Origin of the sequence: Pseudocitrobacter corydidari (genome assembly GCF_021172065.1) — a bacterium.
Classification (GTDB): Bacteria; Pseudomonadota; Gammaproteobacteria; order Enterobacterales; family Enterobacteriaceae; genus Pseudocitrobacter; species Pseudocitrobacter corydidari.
Window position 1 is genome coordinate 4,397,180 of record NZ_CP087880.1, and the last position, 21,901, is coordinate 4,419,080.

Sequence of the window (21,901 nt, forward strand, 5' to 3'; positions counted from 1 at the left end):
GTATAAAGGTACATAGTTAATCCGATTAAACATCACTACGAGGTATGTATGGCTAGCAACTTACGGGGCGTAATGCCCGCGCTTCTCACCCCTTTCGACGGCCAGCAAAAGATTGATAAAGAGAGCCTGCGTCGCCTGGTGCGTTTCAATATTGAGCAGGGGATTGACGGTGTCTACGTGGGGGGATCGACCGGGGAAGCGTTTATTCAGAGCCTGGCCGAACGTGAAGAAGTACTTGAAATCGTGGCGGAAGAGGGAAAAGGGAAAATCACCCTGATTGCCCATGTTGGCTGCGTCAGCACGGCGGAAAGCCAGCAACTGGCGGCGGCGGCAAAGCGTTATGGCTTCGATGCGGTATCTGCGGTGACGCCGTTCTACTATCCGTTCAGCTTTGAAGAACATTGCGATCACTATCGCGCAATTATCGACTCGGCTGATGGATTACCGATGGTGGTCTACAACATTCCGGCGCTGAGTGGTGTAAAACTGACGCTGGATCAAATCAACACACTGGTGACGTTGCCGGGCGTCGGCGCGCTGAAACAAACCTCGGGCGATCTGTATCAGATGGAACAGATCCGCCGCGAACATCCGGATCTGGTGCTTTACAACGGTTATGACGAAATCTTCGCCTCGGGCCTGCTGGCGGGGGCCGACGGCGGGATCGGCAGTACCTACAACATCATGGGCTGGCGTTACATGGGGATCGCGCAGGCGTTGAAAGCGGGCGATATCGCGAAGGCGCAGCAGTTGCAGCGCGAGTGTAACAAGGTTATCGACCTGCTGATCAAAGTCGGCGTCTTCCGTGGGCTGAAAACGGTGCTGCATTACATGGATGTGGTCTCCGTGCCGCTGTGCCGCAAACCGTTCGCCCCGGTGGACGAGAAATACCTGCCGGAGCTAAAAGCGCTGGCGCAGCAGTTGATGCAGGAGCGGAGCTGAGTTTTTGTCGGATGGCGCTAACGCTTATCCGACCTACGTCCAGCACGGTCCCGTAGGTCGGATAAGGCGCCAGCCGCCATCCGACACAGCAGCAAGCACGGTCCGTAGGCCGGATAAGGCGCCAGCCGCCATCCGACACAGGCACAAACACATTCATACCAAAGCGCGTGGGCCTGGCCCACCGCGGGAGACTCACCATGAGTACAACAACCCAGAACATCCCGTGGTATCGCCATCTTAATCGGGCACAATGGCGGGCATTTTCCGCCGCCTGGTTGGGATATTTGCTTGATGGTTTTGATTTTGTCTTAATCGCCCTGGTGTTAACCGAAGTGCAGGGTGAATTCGGTTTAACCACGGTTCAGGCGGCAAGCCTGATCTCCGCCGCCTTTATCTCTCGCTGGTTCGGCGGCCTGATGCTTGGCGCAATGGGGGATCGCTACGGTCGCCGCCTGGCAATGGTCACCAGCATCATTCTCTTCTCGGCGGGAACGCTCGCCTGCGGTTTTGCGCCGGGCTACACCTCCCTGTTTATCGCCCGTCTGGTGATCGGCATGGGGATGGCGGGGGAATACGGCTCCAGCGCAACCTATGTCATTGAAAGCTGGCCAAAACAGCTACGGAATAAAGCCAGCGGCTTTCTCATTTCCGGCTTCTCCGTCGGTGCTGTTGTTGCGGCACAGGTCTACAGCCTGGTGGTGCCCGTCTGGGGCTGGCGCGCGCTGTTTTTCATCGGCATCGTGCCCATCGTCTTTGCGCTGTGGCTGCGTAAAAACATCCCGGAAGCGGAAGACTGGAAAGCCAAACACGAAGGCAAAGCCCCGGTACGCACGATGGTCGATATCCTCTATCGCGGCCAGTATCGGGTGATGAACATCATCATGACCTGCGTCGCGGGCGCGTCGCTGTGGTACTGCTTCGCCGGTGAAGCGCGCATTGCCGGGCTGGTGGCGCTGCTGGGCCTGGTGTGCGCGATTATCTTCATCAGTTTTATGGTGCAAAGCAGCGGTAAACGCTGGCCAACCGGCGTGATGCTGATGGTGGTCGTGCTGTTTGCTTTTCTCTACTCATGGCCGATTCAGGCGCTGCTGCCGACCTATCTGAAAACCGAGCTGGCCTATGACCCGCACACCGTAGCGAACGTCCTGTTCTTCAGCGGATTTGGCGCGGCGGTCGGCTGCTGCGTGGGCGGATTCCTCGGCGACTGGCTGGGCACCCGCAAAGCCTATGTTTGCAGCCTGCTGGCCTCACAGTTGCTGATCATTCCGGTGTTTGCGATTGGCGGCACAAACGTCTGGGTGCTGGGCTTGTTACTCTTCTTCCAGCAGATGCTGGGGCAGGGGATCTCCGGGATCTTACCGAAACTGATCGGCGGTTATTTCGAAACAGATCAACGTGCGGCGGGCCTCGGCTTTACCTACAACGTCGGTGCGTTAGGCGGCGCATTGGCTCCGATCCTCGGGGCGTTGATCGCCCAACGGTTGGATCTGGGAACCGCGCTGGGCTCGCTCTCCTTCAGCCTGACCTTTGTGGTGATCCTGCTGATCGGCCTTGATATGCCCACGCGCGTTCAACGCTGGATCCGCCCTGAAGCGCTGCGCACACACGATGCGATCGACGGTAAACCGTTCAGTGGAGCAATACCGTTTGGCGGCGATAAAAGTGGATTAGTGAAAAGTAAAAGTTAACCAGGAAGCCCGGCGCAGGCCGGGCGCTTCTCCGAGGATATGATGATGTCTTTACTTGAACAGCTCAATAACAACATTGCGCAATCTGGCGGGCTGATTGTCTCCTGCCAGCCCGTCCCTGATAGCCCGCTGGATAAACCTGACATTGTCGCTGCGATGGCGCTGGCGGCGGAACAGGCAGGGGCAGTTGCACTGCGCATTGAAGGCGTGGCGAATCTACGCGCCACACGCGCGCTCGTGTCCATCCCGATTATCGGCATCCTCAAACGCGACCTGGATGACTCACCGGTGCGTATCACGCCTTTTCTGGAAGATGTCGATGCGCTGGCGCAGGCCGGGGCCGATATCATCGCCGTTGATGGCACGGACCGCGTGCGCCCGGCGGGCGTAGAGGCGCTGCTGGCGCAGATTCACCAGCACGGTTTACTGGCGATGACCGACTGCTCAACATATGAAGACGGTATGGCCTGTCAGCGTCTGGGGGCTGACATTATCGGCACCACGCTTTCGGGCTACACCACGCCCCACACGCCGGAAGAGCCAGACTTCGCACTGGTGAAGTCCTTAAGCGACGCAGGCTGCCGGGTTATTGCCGAAGGGCGCTATAACACCCCTGCGCAGGCGGCTGAGGCGATGCGCCATGGCGCGTGGGCGGTCACGGTCGGTTCCGCGATAACGCGGCTGGAACATATCTGCCAGTGGTACAACACGGCGTTAAAAAAGGCGGTGTTATGACCACGCTGGCAATTGATATCGGTGGCACCAAACTGGCAGCCGCCCTGGTGGATGATGCGCTGAACCTCGTGGCGCGTCGCGAGCTACCCACACCGGCAAGCAAGACGCCGGATGCGCTGCGCACCGCTTTGCAAACGCTGGTTGAGCCGCTTTTCCCTCGCGCCACGCGGGTGGCCATCGCCTCAACCGGGATTATTCGCGATGGCGTGCTGCTGGCGATTAACCCGCTTAATCTGGGCGGCTTGCTCAATTTTCCGCTCACGAAGACGCTGGAAGCGATAACCGGATTGCCGACACTGGCCGTGAATGACGCACAGGCAGCGGCGTGGGCGGAATATCATGCCCTGCATGGCGATTATCGTGACATGGTTTTCCTCACCGTCTCCACGGGCGTGGGGGGCGGTGTGATAAGCCACGGCAAACTGCTCGCCGGAACGGGCGGTCTGGCCGGGCATCTGGGGCATACGCTGGCCGATCCTAACGGGCCGATGTGCGGCTGTGGTCGTCGGGGCTGCGTAGAAGCCATTGCTTCAGGGCGCGGGATTGCGGCAGCGGCAGTGGGTGAACTCGCAGGATGTGATGCCAAAGCAATTTTCACTCGCGCGGGGCAGGGCGATAAGCAGGCGATACAGCTCATCCACCGCTCGGCACAGACGCTGGCGAGATTAATCGCTGATGTAAAAGCGACAACCGATTGCCAGTGCGTAGTCATTGGCGGCAGCGTTGGGCTGGCGGAAGGATATTTAGCGCGGGTGGAGACCTGTCTGGCGCAGGAGCCTGCTGTTTATCAGGTTTCATTACAATCCGCGCACTATCGGCATGATGCCGGACTACTGGGGGCCGCGCTGTTGGCCCAGGGAGAAAAAGCATGGTAACAGGTGAAATTCAGTCGCTGAACGCTGCGGGGTTACACCCCGTATTGGCTGAGGCGTTAGCATTGGCATTAACTATCCGACCGCAGGAGAAAGCGCCAGGGCGTTATGAACTGCGCGGTGATGATATCTTTATGAATGTGATGGAATTTTCCACACAGACAGCCGAGAGCAAAAAAGCGGAGCTGCATGTGCAGTATGTGGATATCCAGCTTTTGCTGAGTGGAGATGAGCGGATTTATTATGGTATTGCAGGGGCGGCACGGCAGTGTGAAGAACTGCATGCTGAGGAAGATTATCAGCTTTGCTCTGCCATTGAGGATGAGCAAGCGGTGACGTTAAAGCCGGGAATGTTCGCCGTGTTTATGCCGGGGGAGCCGCATAAACCAGGGTGTACCGTGGCGCTATCACGTGATATCAAAAAAACGGTGGTTAAAGTTCGCGCCAGCTTGCTCGCGCGTTAAAAAAGCCGGATGGCGCTGGCGCTTATCCGGCCTGGAAAAATCGCATTCGTCGTCCGAGGGGAGGGCACATATTCATTTGCCCTGCATCGGTATAGCTAAATTTCCCGACCTTAAGGTCTACAACAAGCAGGCAGCGTAAAGGGCGATGGAAAAACAGCAGATCCACCCGAAACCAGTTGTCATCAATGCGTAACCGCCGCTGTCGGCCCACAAAGGCGAAATCATCCCCAAGTTCCAGCATGAAATCCATTAGATGGGTAATCAGCGCCTCTTCAAAATCGGATTCTGAGTACTCATCTTTAAGCTCCAGAAATTCGAGTACGAAAGGGATCGCGTATCGCTTGTTGCGGAAGAATATGCGTCTCGACAGAAGTGTGTTTTTGCAGCATGGCCGATTTGTCATGAGACAGTAATGTCCGCTCATAAAATTGGGTCACTATTTGTCGTTCGAGCTGGCGAGCTGACCAGCCGCAACGGAGCGTCTCTTTCTCATAAAAGCTGCGGGCGTCAGCATTTTTAACGGAAAGCAAACGGACGTAAGTGGACCAGGGCAGGGGGAACGATTTGGCGAGTTGCGTTAAATGGCACAATTCTCCAGACAGTGTCTGGATAATTGTGGGGCTGAATTGTGCAGACACTGTCTGCACAATTTCAATTCGTTGAAAACAAATATAAAAATTCTTAAATTGCCATAAATTCCTGGTGGAAAATCCACGCTTATACCTTAGACTTAAATCCTTTGATAGCCGCTTGATAAGTTGTGCACCATAAGCCGCTCTGGCCTCGCCGCCTTGCTCAAACTCGACAATTCGTCGGCCAATTTCCCAGTATGTCGCTGTCATCAGCGCGTTAACGCTACGTACCGTTTCCGTCCGGGCGCTATTGACCAGATCAATAATACCGTCGTGAATCTGCTGATAACCAGCGGTAGATTGTGCGGGGAGCGATTCCATCCTTTATCCCTCAATGCGAGCCTGCGTTGAAAATGGAACAGCTATACGCCTGGCGTTCGCATGGAACAATCTGCAACAGCGTATTGCATTCATTTTCTTAAGGAATTGCGAGAGGCTTTCCTGCAAAAGCGGGGGATTTCAGCGTCGCCTCCCTTTCCAGGCAGGCGACGCTGAGGGAGGGCTTACACTTCCAGCCAGTTCATAATGCCGTCAGCCGCCTTACGGCCTTCAGCGATGGCGGTCACTACCAGGTCTGAACCACGGACGATATCGCCACCGGCAAAGATTTTCGGGTTGCTGGTCTGGAAGGCATTTTCGTGACCTTCCGGGGCGATGATACGGCCCTGAGAATCCAGCTCGACGCTGTGTTTCGCCAGCCACTCCATGCTGTGCGGGCGGAAACCAAATGCCATCACCACTGCATCTGCCGGAACCACGTGCTCGGAGCCAGGAACGATCTCCGCACGACGGCGGCCTTTCGCATCCGGTTGGCCCATCTCGGTGCGCGCCATTTTCACGCCGCTCACCTTGCCGTTAGCATTCACTTCAATGCCCAGCGGCTGCACGTTGAACTGGAACTCAACGCCTTCTTCACGCGCGTTTTTCACTTCGCGGCGTGAGCCTGGCATGTTCTCTTCGTCACGACGATAGGCACAGGTGACGTGCGTTGCGCCCTGGCGCACGGAAGTGCGCACGCAGTCCATCGCCGTGTCGCCACCGCCAAGCACCACCACGCGTTTGCCTTCCATGTTGATGTACGGCTCGTCTTTGTTCTCACCAAAGCCCATGATTTGACGGGTATTGGCAATCAGGAACGGCAGCGCATCAAACACGCCAGAGGCATCTTCGTTCTCCAGACCGCCGCGCATCGATTGATAGGTGCCGACGCCGAGGAACACTGCGTCGTAATCACTCAGCAGGGTTTCAAGCTGCACGTCACGACCCACTTCGGTATTCAGTTTGAACTCAATGCCCATACCGGTGAAGATTTCGCGGCGGCGGGTCATCACCTCTTTTTCCAGCTTAAAGGCCGGAATACCGAAGGTCAGCAGGCCGCCGATTTCCGGGTGACGATCGAACACGACCGCTTTTACGCCGTTGCGCGTCAGCACATCCGCACAGGCCAGGCCCGCCGGGCCCGCGCCGATAATCGCCACTTTTTTGCCAGTTTGCTTCACGCCAGACATATCCGGGCGCCATCCCATCTCGAACGCTTTATCATTGATATAGCGCTCGATGTTGCCGATAGTCACCGCGCCGAACTCGTCGTTCAGAGTACAGGAACCTTCACACAGACGGTCCTGTGGGCAGACGCGTCCACACACTTCCGGCAGGGTGTTGGTTTGATGCGACAGTTCTGCCGCTTCAAAAATACGCCCCTCGTTGGCAAGCTTCAGCCAGTTCGGGATGTAGTTGTGTACCGGGCATTTCCATTCGCAGTACGGGTTGCCGCACGAGAGGCAGCGATCGGCCTGCGCCTTGGCCTGCCCTTCGGAAAACGGCTCGTAAATTTCAACAAACTCGATCTTGCGGATCTTCAACGCTTTCTTAGCGGGATCAACGCGTTGCAGGTCGATAAATTGATAAACGTTCTGACTCATGATGACCCCTTACTGCGCCTGCACGCGCAGCTCAGCTGCGCTACGACTACGATGACCCAACAGTGCTTTGACATCGCTGGACTTCGGCTTAACCAGAGCAAATTTGGCAGAGAATGCTGGCCAGTTCGCCAGAATCTCTTCGCCGCGCTGGGAACCGGTTAACTGTACGTGCTCGGTAATCAGCCCGCGCAGGTGCTCTTCATGGATTGCCAGAGAGTCAACGTCCAGCACTTCCACCAGTTCCGGGTTGACGCGTTTACGGAAATCGCCGCTTTCATCCAGAACGTAGGCGAAGCCGCCGGTCATGCCTGCGCCGAAGTTAACGCCGGTTTTACCCAGAATACAGACGATGCCGCCGGTCATATATTCACAACCGTTGTCGCCAATACCTTCTACCACGGTGATAGCACCGGAGTTACGCACGCCGAAACGTTCACCCGCGCGGCCTGCGGCATACAGACGACCACCGGTCGCGCCGTACAGGCAGGTGTTGCCGATAATGCTCGCTTCATGGCTGCGGAAGGCGGAACCCACCGGAGGGCGAATAGCAATCAGGCCGCCCGCCATGCCTTTACCGACGTAGTCGTTGGCATCGCCGGTCAGGTACAGCTCTACGCCACCTGCGTTCCAGACGCCGAAGCTCTGGCCTGCGGTGCCGCTGAAGTGCGCTTTAATCGGATCGGATGCCAGACCCTGGTCGCCGTGCGTTTGTGCGATATAGCCGGAGAGCGACGCGCCCACGGAGCGATCGGTGTTGCGAATATCGAACCAGAAGGTTTTGCTCTGGCGCTCATCGACAAACGGTTTCGCCTGTTGCAGCAGCTGCGCATTCAACACGCCGTTATCGAACGGCGGGTTGTTCTCGGTGCAGTAGAGCGCTTTACCAGGATGTGGCTCGGCGGTCTCCAGCAGGCGAGACAGTTCCAGCTTCTGCTGTTTGGCAGTGAAACCGTCCAGCTCTTTGAGCAGGTCGGTACGGCCAATCAGATCGACCAGACGCGTCACGCCAAGCTGCGCCATCAGCTCGCGGGTTTCACGGGCGATAAATTCAAAGTAGTTGGTCACTTTGAACGGCAGGCCGTGATAGTGGTTCTTACGCAGTTTGTCATCCTGAGTTGCCACACCCGTCGCGCAGTTGTTCAGGTGGCAAATACGCAGATATTTACAACCCAGCGCCACCATCGGGCCGGTGCCGAAGCCGAAGCTTTCCGCGCCGAGAATCGCCGCTTTGATGATATCGACGCCGGTTTTCAGGCCGCCATCGACCTGCAAACGAATTTTGTGACGCAAGCCGTTGGCCACCAGCGCCTGCTGGGTTTCCACCAGGCCGAGTTCCCACGGGCAGCCTGCGTATTTCACTGACGACAGCGGGCTTGCGCCGGTGCCGCCGTCATAACCGGCGATGGTGATTAAATCGGCGTAAGCTTTCGCCACGCCGGTGGCGATGGTACCGACGCCCGGTTCGGAAACCAGTTTCACGGAGATCATCGCTTTCGGGTTGACCTGTTTGAGGTCGAAAATCAGCTGCGCTAAATCCTCGATAGAGTAGATATCGTGGTGCGGCGGCGGGGAGATCAACGTCACGCCCGGCACGGAATAGCGCAGTTTGGCGATGTACGGGGTGACTTTATCACCCGGTAACTGACCGCCTTCGCCCGGCTTCGCGCCCTGAGCGACTTTAATCTGAATGACGTCGGCATTGACCAGGTACGCTGGCGTGACGCCGAAGCGACCGGAAGCGACTTGCTTGATGCGCGACACTTTGTTGGTGCCGTAGCGTGCCGGGTCTTCGCCGCCTTCGCCGGAGTTAGAGTTACCACCGATGCTGTTCATCGCTTCCGCCAGCGCTTCGTGTGCTTCCGGGCTCAATGCGCCGATAGACATCGCCGCGGTATCGAAGCGTTTAAACAGATCGCTTGCCGGCTCAACCTCATCAATACTGACGGCGTCGCTACCTGGCGTGATAGCCAGCAGATCGCGCAGCGTTGCCGCCGGGCGCTCGTTGACCAGCTTCGCGTATTCCTGATAGTCACTGTATTCGCCGCTTTGCACTGCCTGTTGCAGCGTGCGCACCACGTCCGGGTTATAGGCGTGATATTCACCGCCGAGTACGTACTTCAGCAGGCCGCCCTGGCTAATCGGTTTACGTGCCAGCCAGGCACGTTTCGACAGGTTCAGCAGATCCTGCTGGAAGTCGTCAAAGTTTGCGCCACCGATGCGGCTGACCACGCCCTGGAAGCACTGCTCAACCACATCGTCATGCAGGCCGACCGCTTCAAACAGTTTGGAGCAGCGGTAAGAGGCGATGGTTGAGATGCCCATTTTGGACATGATTTTGTACAGACCTTTGTTGATGCCGTTACGGTAGTTGAGCATCACGGTGCGGTACGCTTTATCAATCGCTTTGGTATCCACCAGTTTCGCCAGCGTTTCGTAGGCGAGATACGGGTAGATTGCCGTCGCGCCAAAGCCCAGCAGCACGGCAAAGTGGTGCGGGTCGCGGGCGCTGGCGGTTTCCACGATGATGTTGGCATCGCAGCGCAGGCTCTTATCGACCAGGCGCGCCTGAATCGCGCCAACCGCCATCGGTGCCGGAACCGGCAGACGATTTTTAGCGATGTTGCGGTCAGAGAGCACCAGCAGAACGGTGCCGTTACGCACCATCTCTTCGGCTTTATCGCACAGCGCTTTTACCGTCGCTTCAAGCGAGGTTTCCGTCGCATCGTAAGTGATATCGAGGGTATCTGCGCGATAGTGCTCATCTTTAATTGTGGTGAGCTGTTTAAAATCAGAGAACAGCAGGATTGGCGATTTGAAGCTCAGGCGATGCGCCTGGCCTTCTGCTTCGCAGAAGACGTTCATTTCGCGGCCAATGCTGGTCGCCAGCGACATGACGTGCGCTTCACGCAGCGGGTCGATTGGCGGGTTCGTCACCTGCGCAAACTGCTGGCGGAAGTAGTCGTAAATAATGCGCGGCTGGCTGGAGAGCACGGCAAACGGGGTGTCATCGCCCATTGAGCCGACGGCTTCCTGGCCGTTTTCGCCCAGCACGCGGATAACCGAATCTAGCTCTTCCGCGCTGTAGTTAAACTGTTTCTGGTAGCTGGCGAGCGTGTCATCGTCCATCACGCGGCTACCAACCTCTTCGTCCGGCAGATCTTCAAACGGCACCAGGCGGCGGACGTTTTTCTCCATCCACTCTTTGTACGGATGACGGCTTTTCAAGTCGTTATCGGTTTCGGCAGAGTGCAGAATGCGGCCGCTGCGGGTGTCGATCACCATCAGCTCGCCCGGCCCAACGCGGCCTTTTTCCATCACTTCGTCGGGCTGATAATCCCAGATCCCAACTTCCGATGCGCAGGTGATGAGCTTGTCTTTGGTAATGACGTAGCGCGCCGGGCGCAGGCCGTTACGGTCAAGGTTACAGGCCGCGTAGCGACCATCGGACATTACGATGCCCGCCGGGCCATCCCACGGCTCCATGTGCATGGAGTTAAAGTCGAAGAACGCGCGCAGCTCCGGGTCCATATCCGGGTTGTTCTGCCAGGCTGGCGGAACCAGAAGACGCATCGCACGCACGATATCCATCCCGCCTGCCAGCAGCAGTTCGAGCATGTTATCCATCGAGCTGGAGTCAGAGCCGGTTTCGTTAACAAACGGTGCGGCGTCGTGCAGGTCAGGGATCAGCGGCGTCTGGAACTTATAGGTACGCGCGCGCGCCCACTGACGGTTACCGGTGATGGTGTTGATTTCACCGTTGTGCGCCAGGTAGCGGAACGGCTGCGCCAGCGGCCAGCGCGGCACGGTGTTGGTGGAGAAGCGCTGGTGGAACAGGCAGATGGCCGATTCCAGACGCAGGTCCGCGAGGTCCAGGTAGAAGCGCGGCAAATCCGCCGGCATACACAGACCTTTATAGATGTTCACCAGGTTCGACAGGCTACAGACGTAGAACTCTTTGTCTTCCACCAGGCGTTGTTCAATGCGGCGACGGGCGATGAACAGACGGCGTTCCATATCGCGCGGGCGCCAGCCAGCCGGGGCGTTAACAAAAATTTGCTCAATACGGGGCAGCGAGGAGAGGGCGATTTCACCGAGAACGCCTTCGTTGGTCGGCACATCACGCCAGCCAACAATAGAGAGCGTTTCACGTTGCAGTTCTTCTTCAACGATGCGGCGCGATGCGGCGGCTTTGTCTGGATCCTGATTCAGGAACAGCATGCCGACGGCGTAGTTTTTGGCTAAACGCCAGCCGCGCTCTTCCGCCACAATGCGGAAGAAACGATCCGGTTTTTGCAGCAGCAGGCCGCAACCGTCACCGGTTTTACCATCGGCGAGGATTGCCCCACGGTGCTGCATGCGGGCCAGTGCGTGTATGGCGGTACGCACTACCTTGTGGCTAGGTTCGCCTTCTATGTGGGCGATCAGGCCGAAACCACAGTTATCCCTCTCAAGGGATTTATCGTACAACATATCAGTGAACCTCCCCAGGCTCTACGTGACTCACTCCGACACCGATTGCGCACGGGCGCAGAAAGAGCATGGCGACGGGATTGGGTCGTTCAATGACCAATCTCGCATTCGCCCTCTTTTGCCTTTTCGCGCAGGTCAAACAAGTTTGAGGACTTGCTTCAGAGGGAATCTCAATTACTGCATAAATATGATGAGCTGAGTGCTCATCCAGAAAGCTTCCAGCGGATTTCCAACTTATCGGGAATCCGTAGACAGGTCAAATGGCAAACTTATTTATCTAAAAATGTGCTATAGGAGGCTTAATTCAATGATATTTATGGTTTTTATCCATTTTTTACATTGTATTAACCACGAAACAGGTGCGGATGGAGTGTGATCTGACTCACTGTCTGGAAGCGGTGTGATAAACGGCCTGTGCTGAATTTGCCGCTTAAAGCAGCACATAACACTGGCAATGGTTGTGCGGGTATAGGATCACTCTGTTTTTCTACGAGAGGCGGATTATTGCAAAATAAGCGGCGTATATAAGCAAAAGTAATCGGTTTGGCGATGAATGAAATTGCATTTATTTTGATTGGTTATGCAATGAGATAAAGGTCTACCGGGCGATTGATCCAGGTCATCGCCGATCGAGACTAAAAATGGCAGGCTTGGCCCCTTTCTACAGGCCGGTCTATCAGATTATGCAGTTACAAAAATTAGTCAATATGTTTGGTGGGGATCTTTCACGTCGCTATGGCGAAAAGGTTCATAAATTGACGCTGCATGGCGGGTTTAGCTGCCCGAATCGTGATGGCACCATTGGCCGGGGCGGCTGCACGTTTTGCAATGTCGCCTCTTTTGCCGATGAAGCGCAGCAGTACCGCTCGATTGCCGAACAGCTTGAGCATCAGGCAAGCCTGGTGAATCGCGCCAAACGCTATCTTGCCTATTTCCAGGCTTATACCAGTACCTTTGCGGAAGTGCAGGTGCTGCGGTCTATGTATCAGCAGGCGGTCAGTCAGGCCAATATCGTGGGTCTGTGCGTGGGCACGCGCCCGGACTGCGTGCCGGAAGCGGTGCTCGATTTGCTCACTGAATATAAAGACCAGGGTTATGAAGTGTGGCTGGAGCTGGGGCTACAAACCGCGCACGATAAAACGCTGCATCGCATCAACCGGGGGCATGATTTTGCCTGCTACCAGAACACCACTCGGCTGGCGCGCGAACGCGGGCTGAAAGTGTGCTCGCATCTGATTGTCGGCCTGCCGGGCGAAGGGAAAAGTGAATGTCTGCAAACCCTGGAACGCGTGGTGGAGACTGGCGTGGACGGCATTAAGTTGCATCCGCTGCATATCGTGAAGGGCAGCATTATGGCGAAGGCATGGGAGGCGGGGCGCTTAAGCGGCATTGAGCTCGACGATTATACCGTGACGGCAGGTGAGATGATTCGCCACACGCCACCCGAGGTGATTTACCACCGCATTTCCGCCAGCGCGCGTCGCCCGACGCTCCTCGCGCCGCTGTGGTGTGAAAACCGCTGGACCGGGATGGTGGAGCTGGATAAGTATTTGAATGAACATGGGGTGCAGGGATCGGCGCTGGGGACTCCGTGGGAAGGGTTAAGCTAATGTGCGGCTAAATGTCGGATGGCGGCTAGCGCCTTATCCGACCTACGGTTGCTAAATGTCGGATGGCGGCTTCGCCTTATCCGACCTACGGTTGCTAAATGTCGGATGGCGGCTTCGCCTTATCCGACCTACGGTTGCTAAATGTCGGATGGCGGCTAGCGCCTTATCCGACCTACGGGCCAACTTGTAGGCCGGATAAGGCGAAGCCGCCATCCGGCACAAAGACCGCTCAACTCACCATTTTTCACACAACCTTCAACGCATTGCTCAGAATTGGGTATTATTGAGCGACGATGACGTGAAGGAACCCCCTATGAAGCAAATCCGTTTACTGGCGCAGTATTACGTCGACCTGATGATGAAGCTGGGTCTGGTGCGCTTTTCAATGCTATTGGCCCTTGCGCTGGTGGTACTGGCCATTGTGGTGCAGATGGCCGTAACCATGGTGCTGCACGGCCAGGTGGAAAGCATTGATGTGATCCGCTCTATCTTCTTTGGTCTGTTGATTACGCCGTGGGCGGTCTACTTTTTATCGGTGGTGGTCGAGCAACTGGAAGAATCCCGCCAGCGTTTATCGAAGCTGGTGGAGAAGCTCGAAGAGATGCGCGAGCGCGATCTCAAACTTAACGTTCAACTCAAAGACAACATCTCGCAGCTCAACCAGGAAATCAGCGATCGTGAAAAGGCGGAAGCTGAGCGTGAAACCACGCTTGAGCAGCTGAAGGTCGAGATGAAAGAGCGTGAAGAGACGCAAATCCGCCTCGAGCAACAATCCTCCTTCCTGCGCTCGTTCCTCGATGCCTCACCAGACCTGGTCTTCTATCGCAATGAAGATAAAGAGTTTTCCGGCTGTAACCGGGCGATGGAACTGTTAACCGGGAAAAGCGAAAAACAACTGATCAACCTGCATCCGGAAGACGTTTATGCGCCGGAAGCGGCCGCGAAGGTGCTGGAAACTGATGAGAAAGTGTTCCGTCATAACGTCTCGCTCACCTATGAACAGTGGCTGGATTACCCGGATGGTCGCAAAGCCTGCTTTGAAATCCGTAAAGTGCCTTATTACGACCGCGTCGGTAAGCGCCACGGCCTGATGGGCTTTGGCCGTGATATTACCGAGCGTAAGCGTTATCAGGACGCTCTGGAGCGTGCCAGCCGCGATAAGACCACCTTTATCTCCACCATCAGCCACGAACTGCGTACGCCGCTCAACGGCATCGTTGGCCTGAGCCGTATTCTGCTTGATACCGACCTGACCGCCGAGCAGGAAAAATACCTGAAAACTATCCATGTTTCTGCGGTGACGTTAGGTAATATATTTAACGATATCATCGATATGGATAAAATGGAGCGGCGTAAAGTTCAGCTGGATAACCAGACTATCGACTTTACCGGCTTCCTCTCCGATTTAGAAAACCTCTCCGGCTTGCAGGCGCAACAGAAAGGGCTGCGCTTCGTCATGGAGCCGAGCTTGCCGCTGCCGCATAAAGTGATTACCGACGGTACGCGCCTGCGTCAGATCCTGTGGAACCTCATCAGCAATGCGGTGAAATTTACCCAGCAGGGCAAGGTTGAAGTGCGTATTCGTTACGACGACGGCGATATGCTGCACTTTGAAGTGGCCGACTCCGGTATCGGTATTCCGCAGGAAGAGCAGGATAAAATCTTTGCCATGTACTACCAGGTGAAAGACAGCCAGGGCGGTAAACCAGCGACCGGCACCGGGATTGGCCTGGCCGTTTCGCGTCGTCTGGCGCGCGACATGGGCGGCGACATTGAAGTCACCAGCAACCCAGGGCAGGGCTCGACCTTTATTCTGACCGTCCACGCGCCAGCGGTTGCCGACGAAGTTGAAGATACGCTGGACGACGACGATATGCCGCTGCCGGCGCTCAACGTGCTGCTGGTGGAAGATATCGAACTGAACGTCATTGTCGCCCGCTCGGTGCTGGAAAAACTCGGCAACAGCGTTGACGTGGCGATGACCGGGAAGGCAGCGCTGGAGATGTTTACGCCAGGCGAATACGACCTGGTACTGCTGGATATTCAACTGCCGGATATGACCGGGCTGGATATCTCTCGCGAGTTAAAACAGAAATTTGCCGCTGATGACCTGCCGCCGCTGGTGGCATTGACGGCTAACGTGCTGAAAGATAAAAAAGAGTATCTGGAAGCGGGGATGGATGATGTGCTGAGCAAGCCGTTATCAGTACCGGCCCTCACCGCGATGATCAAAAAATTCTGGGACACCGCCGACGACGAGGAGAGTACCGCAATGCCAACTGAACAGGGTAAATCACAGCAGTTACTGGATATTCCGATGCTGGAGCAGTACATCGAACTGGTAGGGCCGAAGCTGATTACCGATGGTCTGGCCGTCTTTGAGAAGATGATGCCGGGATATCTGGCGGTGCTGGAATCGAATCTGACCGCGCGCGATCAGAAAGGCATTGTCGAGGAAGGGCACAAAATTAAAGGTGCGGCGGGGTCCGTGGGCCTGCGTCATTTGCAACAGTTGGGGCAGCAGATCCAGTCACCTGATTTACCGGCCTGGTGGGATAACGTCGGTGAATGGGTTGAAGAGATGAAAACCGAGTGGCAGCACGATGTCGCGGTGCTTAAATCCTGGGTGGCGAACGCTGAAAAAAAATGACCCCGGCTAAACCGGGGTGCGCGAACACTGCGCCAACACCAGGGAAATCGTGGCTGCGCCATAAGATGTAATAGGAATTTAGTAAGACACAACCTGATGAATACGATTGCACGCAGATTAAGATAGCAAAACTTGAAACATTTGTTACATGAATCAGCAAAATATGTGAAGCATAGCGAGTTAATCAGAAATAGTAATAATCTTCAGTCAGTTACAGCGAGGGATAAGCATCATGAAAAAAATTGGCGTTATTTTGAGCGGCTGCGGTGTCTATGACGGGTCTGAAATTCACGAAGCCACCCTAACGCTGCTGGCCATTGTCCGTAGCGGCGCGCAGGCCGTGTGCTTTGCGCCGGATAAGCGCCAGTTCGATGTTGTCGATCATCTCTCGGGAGAAGCGATGGGCGAAAGCCGCAATGTGCTGATCGAGTCTGCGCGCATTGCGCGCGGCGATGTACGCCCGCTCGCCAGCGCCCAGGCGCAAGAGCTGGATGCGCTGATAGTGCCCGGCGGGTTTGGCGCGGCGAAAAACCTCTCTAACTTCGCCACGCAGGGCGCGGCGTGCGAGGTTGACGCAAATCTGAAAGCGCTGGCGCAGGCAATGCATCAGGCGGGCAAACCGCTCGGCTTTATGTGTATCGCTCCGGCGATGTTGCCGAAGATTTTTGATTTCCCGCTGCGCATTACCATCGGCACGGATATCGACACCGCGGAAGTGCTGGAAGAGATGGGCGCGGAGCACGTGCCGTGTCCGGTCGATGATATCGTTGTTGATGAAGACAACAAAGTGGTCACCACCCCGGCCTACATGCTGGCGCAGAACATCGCTGAAGCTGCCGAGGGCATTGAGAAGCTGGTAGCGCGCGTGCTGGTTCTGGCTGAATGAGCAAGCGCGTCTTACCGCTGGCGTGGATAAAACGTATCGCCTGGCGCGTCGCGTTGCTGCTGGTGCTGTTCTGGGGCGGCGGCATCGCGCTGTTCAGCTTTGTGCCAGTGCCCTTTTCTGCGGTGATGGTCGAGCGCCAGCTAAGCGCCTGGCTGAGTGGCGATTTTCACTATGTGGCGCATTCCGACTGGGTCAGCATGGATGAGATCTCGCCGTGGATGGGACTGGCGGTGATTGCCGCCGAAGATCAGAAATTCCCGGAGCACTGGGGGTTTGATGTTCAGGCGATCGAAAAGGCGCTTACGCATAACGAACGCAACGAAAACCGCATTCGCGGCGCGTCGACGTTGTCGCAGCAGACAGCGAAAAACCTGCTGCTGTGGGATGGCCGTAGCTGGTTGCGTAAAGGGCTGGAAGCCGGGCTAACGGTGGGAATCGAAACCGTCTGGAGTAAGAAACGTATCCTGACGGTATACCTGAATATCGCTGAGTTTGGCGAGGGCACCTTTGGCGTAGAGGCCGCTGCGCAGCGCTATTTCCATAAATCCGCCAGCAGGCTGACCATGTCGGAAGCGGCGCTGTTAGCCGCGGTACTACCGAACCCGATTCGCTTTAAAGCGGATGCCCCTTCAGGCTACGTGCGTAACCGCCAGGCATGGATTCTGCGCCAGATGCGTCAACTCGGCGGCGAATCCTTCATGACCCGCCACCAACTGCATTAAACTTTACGAGAAGAGAGCTCCAGCGCGCTGCGCTCTTCGCGCGGCTTGCTGTTCTTCAGCGCGGCTGCCAGCACCGGCTGCGCAATAAAGCGTTCCCACAGGCGTTCCTGCTTACGACGACAGAACCATTTTGACCAGGTGGCCAGTGGAATAAAGGTTGATTCGCCGATGTTGTCGCAGATAACCGGCACCACTTCCGATTCGCTGATGCGATGACACAGAATATTGGCCGGTTTCAGCGTCATGGTCACAATGTGGTTTTCGGTGATGTACTTCTTCAACGTGCGCAGGATCTGACGCAACACAACCAGATCTTCTTCGTAGCGACACTCCGCAGCGAACTGTTTTAAGGTGATAGACGGTTTACCGTCAAAGTCGCTGATCACGTCATACACGTAACCCGTTCCGCAGTCGGTCTCAACGGTGCCGTAATAACGCGGGATCCCGCTCCAGTCTTTCAGATGACGGTTGAGATGGGCGTAGTAACCCAGCTCACGCTTGATCTCTTTGTCGCCGCCCTGATCGTTGTTGTAAACGATCTTGATACAGCGTTGGGCATCATCCGGATGCGCATAACATTTACGATGTCTTCCGGTGCCCAGGGGGGTGTGATCCGATAAATGTAACATGACGCGCTCCTGGAATTATTTGCTGACAATTGACCAGTATCGACACCAAACTTAAATGAAACATAAACGAACCATGTTAAGGTTTTCTTAAGGTTAATCCTGGACTAAAAAGCGCACAAATTGTACAGGGATAATAAAAAAAAACGCCAAATGGCGTTTTTAGGGTAGAGGCGCTTTTCGTAGGCCGGATAAGGCGAAGCCGCCATCCGGCATGGGGAAGGGAGACTACTTAATCTTCATCAAACCCGGATTCAAACAGGGCGATAACCGCGGCCAGCGCTTCGACTTCCTGCGGGCCGGAGGCTTCCACTTCAATCTGGCGTCCTTTGGCGGAATCCAGCATCAGCAGCGCAATCACACTATTGGCTTCCGCCTCTGTGCCTTCGTCGTTGCGCAGCAGCACTTCCGCATCAAAACCCTGCATCAGTTCAAACAGCTTCATCGCTGGCCGGGCATGCATGCCCAGCCGGTTGGTGATTTCAACGGTTTGCTTTACGGTCATGATTTACGTTTTTCCAGCGTCCGGTGACGAGACTGCACGTTCTTACCGCGCGAGCGGAAGTAGTCAGCCAGTTGTTCGGCGACATACACCGAACGGTGTTTACCGCCGGTACAGCCAATCGCCACGGTCAGATAGCTACGGTTATTGGTTTCCAGCATAGGTAACCATAGCTCAAGATAGCTGCGGGTCTGGTAGATAAAGTTATGGACTTCCGTATGCCTGTCGAGGAATGCGGCAACCGGTTTATCGAGGCCGGTCATTGGGCGAAGTTTGGGATCCCAGTGCGGGTTCGGCAGGAAGCGTACGTCGAAGACGTAATCCGCATCGATAGGAATACCGTGCTTGAAGCCGAAGGATTCAAACACCATCGTCAGTTCGCGCTCGCGTTTGCCCAGCAGGCGGGTACGCAGCATTTCTGCCAGCTCGTGTACCGACATCTCGGAGGTATCGACGATAAGGTCCGCGCGTGAGCGCAGCGGCTCCAGCAGGTCGCTCTCTTTGTCGATGGCGCTCTCCAGTGACAGGTTTTTGCTGGAAAGCGGGTGCAGACGACGCGTGTCGCTGTAACGACGGATCAGCGTATTGCGATCGGCATCGAGGAACAGCAACTGTGGAGAAAATGCGTCCGGCAGATTTTCCATCGCTTTTTCGAAGATTTCCGGCGACTCCGGCATGTTACGCACGTCGATACTGACGGCGGCGGAGATCTCCCGGTCGGCCAGCGTTTTCGCAAGCTCTGGCAGCAGGACTACCGGCAGGTTGTCCACACAGTAGAAACCCATATCTTCCAGCGCCCGTAAGGCCACGGATTTACCCGAGCCTGAGCGGCCGCTGACGATCATCAGTACCATGTACCGTTTCTCCTCAGTACGAACTCATTTCCCTTACGCTTCATCACTGTTTTCCGTTTCGGTGATGATTTGATAAAGCTCTTCGTCACTCTGCGCTGAGCGCAGGCGGCGGCAGATAGTTTTATCCGCCAGACGTTTCGCCACCAGTGAAAGCGTATGTAAGTGCGTTTTGGTTTGGTCCGCAGGCACCAGCAGAGCAAACAGCAGGTCGACAGGCTGATTGTCGATGGCGTCGAACGCGATCGGCGTTTCAAGCTGCACAAAAACGCCCACGGCGCGCAGCGTATCTTCTTCCAGCTTACCGTGTGGAATGGCGATGCCATTGCCAATGCCGGTACTGCCCATTTTCTCGCGGGTGAGAATCGCTTCAAACACCACCTGCGGAGGCAGGCCTAACTGCTTTGCCGCCAGTTCACTGATGATTTCCAGCGCACGTTTTTTACTCTGGCAGTGAACAGCACTGCGGGTACATTCCTGGTTAAGCACATTGCTCAGTTGTAGAGCCGAATCGTTATTTATCATAATTTCACCTAAGCATCGCCCGACACTTTACCGGCATCGGGCGACCGCCCGGACAATTAGTGTTGTTTCAGTTTATCTTTATGTTTATTAAGCTGCCGCGCCAGTTTGTCGATCAACAGATCGAGAGCGGCATACATATCTTGCCCTTCCGCGCTGGCATGAAGTTCGCCCCCGTTAACATGCAGGGTCGCATCCGAGATGTGCGTCAATTTCTCCACTTTTAACACAATATAGACCTGATTGATCCTCTCGAAATACTGTTCCAGCTTCACGAATTTCGTGTTGATGAAATCGCGCAGGGCTTCAGTGATTTCGACGTTGTGTCCAGTGATGTTGAGCTGCATAGTGTCTTCCTTATCAGTTGAGTCAGACCAGTTGTTTACGCTGGTTAGACGGCGGAATGGATAAAGACTCTCGGTACTTCGCAACGGTTCGACGGGCCACCATGATACCCTGATCGGAGAGCATGGAGGTCAGCTTACTGTCGCTCAGTGGTTTCGCGGGATTTTCCGCGGCAATCAATTTCTTCACCAGCGCGCGGATCGCCGTGGATGAGGCTTCACCGCCACCCTCAGTATTCACATGGCTTGAGAAGAAATACTTAAGCTCAAAAATACCGCGCGGGCTATGCAAATACTTCTGCGTCGTCACGCGTGAAATCGTGGATTCGTGCATCTCGACGGTCTGGGCGATATCCGCCAGCACCATCGGTTTCATATACTCTTCGCCGGACTCAAAAAACGCCTGCTGCTGCTCAACGATGCAGCGGCTGACGCGCAGCAACGTATCGTTGCGGCTCTCAAGGCTTTTAATCAGCCACTTCGCATCCTGTAGGTTGCTGCGAATAAACTGGCTGTCGGCGTCGTTACGGACGTTGTTACACATGCCCGCGTAGTGTTGGTTGATTTGCAAACGTGGAATGCTGTCGGCGTTGAGTTCCACCACCCAGCGGCCACTGACTTTGCGCACCAGCACATCAGGAATAACATACTCCGGCTCACCGGTCTGGATCGACTGACCCGGACGCGGATCCAGTGACTGAATCAGATCCACCGCTTCTTTCAACACGTCTTCTTTCAGACGCGTGACGCGCATTAACGATCGGAAATCGTGGTTGGCAAGCAGATCGAGATGGTCGCTGATGATCAGACGGGCTTCGGCGAGGCGGGGGGTTTCTTTGGCAAACTGAGAGAGCTGAATAAGCAGGCAATCGCGGAGATCGCGGGCGGCGACACCCACCGGGTCAAATCGCTGGATCCGTTTAAGCACCGCTTCGACTTCATCCAGACCGATTTCGTCATCGCCCATGCTCTCAAGGATATCTTCCAGCGGGACGGTCAGATAACCGGTATCGTCAACGGCGTCGACAATGGAGGTGGCTATCGCGCGGTCCGTGTCGGTAAACGGCGTGAGTTCCACCTGCCACATCAGGTAATCCTGAAGGGACTGGGTGGTTTCGCCCTGATAGACCGGCAGTTCGTCGTCCTGGTAATCTGCGCCGGTGCCTGAGGGCGTTCCGGCGGTGTAGATTTCATCCCAGCTGGCATCAAGCGGCAGCTCTTCCGGCATATCTTTCTGTTCGAGCGCATCGGCGCTGTCTAACGTTTCGTTATCCGGCGTCTCTTTGGCATCGATTTCTTCATGAATATCGGTTTGCTCAAGCAGGGGATTACTCTCCAGCGCTTGCTGAAGTTCCTGCTGCAGTTCCAGCGTCGACAGCTGTAACAAGCGAATAGCCTGTTGCAGCTGTGGCGTCATGGCGAGCTGTTGGCTGAGCCTTAATTGCAAACCTTGCTTCATGTTC

General features: G+C 55.8%; 17 protein-coding genes and 1 pseudogene. 9 read left to right on the forward strand and 9 right to left on the reverse strand.

The annotated features are described in order from the left end of the window. The first annotated feature begins 48 nt into the window (after nt 1-48). From nanA to nanQ, 5 genes are all read left to right on the forward strand, one after another. On the forward strand, nt 49-942 hold the full coding sequence (gene nanA, locus G163CM_RS20510; RefSeq protein WP_231826105.1) for an N-acetylneuraminate lyase: 894 nt from the start codon (nt 49-51) through the stop codon (nt 940-942). 197 nt (nt 943-1,139) lie between these two features. After that, nucleotides 1,140-2,630, forward strand: a complete 1,491-nt coding sequence (locus G163CM_RS20515) for an MFS transporter (protein ID WP_231826106.1) — start codon at nt 1,140-1,142, stop codon at nt 2,628-2,630. A gap of 45 nt (nt 2,631-2,675) precedes the next feature. Next, complete coding sequence (locus tag G163CM_RS20520; RefSeq protein WP_231826107.1) at nt 2,676-3,365, forward strand: N-acetylmannosamine-6-phosphate 2-epimerase; 690 nt, start codon at nt 2,676-2,678, stop codon at nt 3,363-3,365. Then, nucleotides 3,362-4,240, forward strand: coding sequence for an N-acetylmannosamine kinase (gene nanK, locus G163CM_RS20525; RefSeq protein ID WP_231826108.1), 879 nt, complete (start codon nt 3,362-3,364; stop codon nt 4,238-4,240). The genes G163CM_RS20520 and nanK overlap by 4 nt, the downstream gene beginning before the upstream one ends. After that, entirely contained in the window at nt 4,234-4,701 is a 468-nt protein-coding gene (nanQ, locus tag G163CM_RS20530; RefSeq protein WP_231826109.1) for an N-acetylneuraminate anomerase, read from the forward strand. Before nanK ends, nanQ begins: the two co-directional genes overlap by 7 nt. Nucleotides 4,702-4,768: 67 nt before the next feature. On the opposite strand, the pseudogene G163CM_RS20535 reads toward nanQ, so the two are convergent. The 3 genes and pseudogenes from G163CM_RS20535 to gltB all read right to left on the reverse strand — a co-directional run. Further along, nucleotides 4,769-5,654, reverse strand: a pseudogene (locus G163CM_RS20535) (PDDEXK nuclease domain-containing protein); the annotation flags it as partial. 182 nt (nt 5,655-5,836) lie between these two features. Then, nucleotides 5,837-7,255, reverse strand: coding sequence for a glutamate synthase subunit GltD (gene gltD / locus G163CM_RS20540; RefSeq protein ID WP_015962813.1), 1,419 nt, complete (start codon nt 7,253-7,255; stop codon nt 5,837-5,839). Nucleotides 7,256-7,264: 9 nt separating this feature from the next. Next, nucleotides 7,265-11,725, reverse strand: coding sequence for a glutamate synthase large subunit (gene gltB, locus G163CM_RS20545; protein ID WP_231826110.1), 4,461 nt, complete (start codon nt 11,723-11,725; stop codon nt 7,265-7,267). Between the two features lie 683 nt (nt 11,726-12,408). Between gltB and mnmL the strand changes: the two genes are divergently transcribed. From mnmL to mtgA, 4 genes are all read left to right on the forward strand, one after another. Beyond that, complete coding sequence (gene mnmL, locus G163CM_RS20550) at nt 12,409-13,335, forward strand: tRNA modification radical SAM protein MnmL/YtqA (RefSeq protein ID WP_231826111.1); 927 nt, start codon at nt 12,409-12,411, stop codon at nt 13,333-13,335. A gap of 313 nt (nt 13,336-13,648) precedes the next feature. After that, nucleotides 13,649-15,985 carry an aerobic respiration two-component sensor histidine kinase ArcB gene (arcB, locus tag G163CM_RS20555; protein WP_231826112.1) on the forward strand — a complete coding sequence of 779 codons (2,337 nt, stop codon included), beginning with the start codon at nt 13,649-13,651 and terminating at the stop codon, nt 15,983-15,985. Nucleotides 15,986-16,217: 232 nt separating this feature from the next. Then, nucleotides 16,218-16,871 (forward strand): isoprenoid biosynthesis glyoxalase ElbB, encoded by a 654-nt coding sequence (gene elbB, locus G163CM_RS20560; protein ID WP_231826113.1) that lies wholly within the window; start codon nt 16,218-16,220, stop codon nt 16,869-16,871. Further along, nucleotides 16,868-17,593, forward strand: a complete 726-nt coding sequence (gene mtgA / locus G163CM_RS20565) for a monofunctional biosynthetic peptidoglycan transglycosylase (protein ID WP_231826114.1) — start codon at nt 16,868-16,870, stop codon at nt 17,591-17,593. Before elbB ends, mtgA begins: the two co-directional genes overlap by 4 nt. Here the strand turns inward: mtgA and yrbL are convergent. The 6 genes from yrbL to rpoN all read right to left on the reverse strand — a co-directional run bounded on the left by yrbL (nt 17,590) and on the right by rpoN (nt 21,897). Next, nucleotides 17,590-18,222, reverse strand: a complete 633-nt coding sequence (yrbL, locus tag G163CM_RS20570; protein ID WP_231826115.1) for a PhoP regulatory network protein YrbL — start codon at nt 18,220-18,222, stop codon at nt 17,590-17,592. The genes mtgA and yrbL overlap by 4 nt on opposite strands. 229 nt (nt 18,223-18,451) lie before the next feature. Next, on the reverse strand, nt 18,452-18,724 hold the full coding sequence (gene npr, locus G163CM_RS20575) for a PTS phosphocarrier protein NPr (protein ID WP_015962820.1): 273 nt from the start codon (nt 18,722-18,724) through the stop codon (nt 18,452-18,454). Beyond that, nucleotides 18,721-19,575, reverse strand: coding sequence for an RNase adapter RapZ (gene rapZ / locus G163CM_RS20580; protein ID WP_015962821.1), 855 nt, complete (start codon nt 19,573-19,575; stop codon nt 18,721-18,723). Before rapZ ends, npr begins: the two co-directional genes overlap by 4 nt. A gap of 33 nt (nt 19,576-19,608) precedes the next feature. Further along, entirely contained in the window at nt 19,609-20,097 is a 489-nt protein-coding gene (ptsN, locus tag G163CM_RS20585) for a PTS IIA-like nitrogen regulatory protein PtsN (protein ID WP_015962822.1), read from the reverse strand. A 56-nt stretch (nt 20,098-20,153) separates the two neighbouring features. Beyond that, complete coding sequence (hpf, locus tag G163CM_RS20590) at nt 20,154-20,441, reverse strand: ribosome hibernation promoting factor (protein ID WP_015962823.1); 288 nt, start codon at nt 20,439-20,441, stop codon at nt 20,154-20,156. A gap of 22 nt (nt 20,442-20,463) precedes the next feature. Beyond that, nucleotides 20,464-21,897: an RNA polymerase factor sigma-54 gene (gene rpoN, locus G163CM_RS20595; RefSeq protein WP_231826116.1), complete on the reverse strand. Its 1,434-nt coding sequence runs from the start codon at nt 21,895-21,897 to the stop codon at nt 20,464-20,466. Between the last annotated feature and the right edge of the window lie 4 nt (nt 21,898-21,901).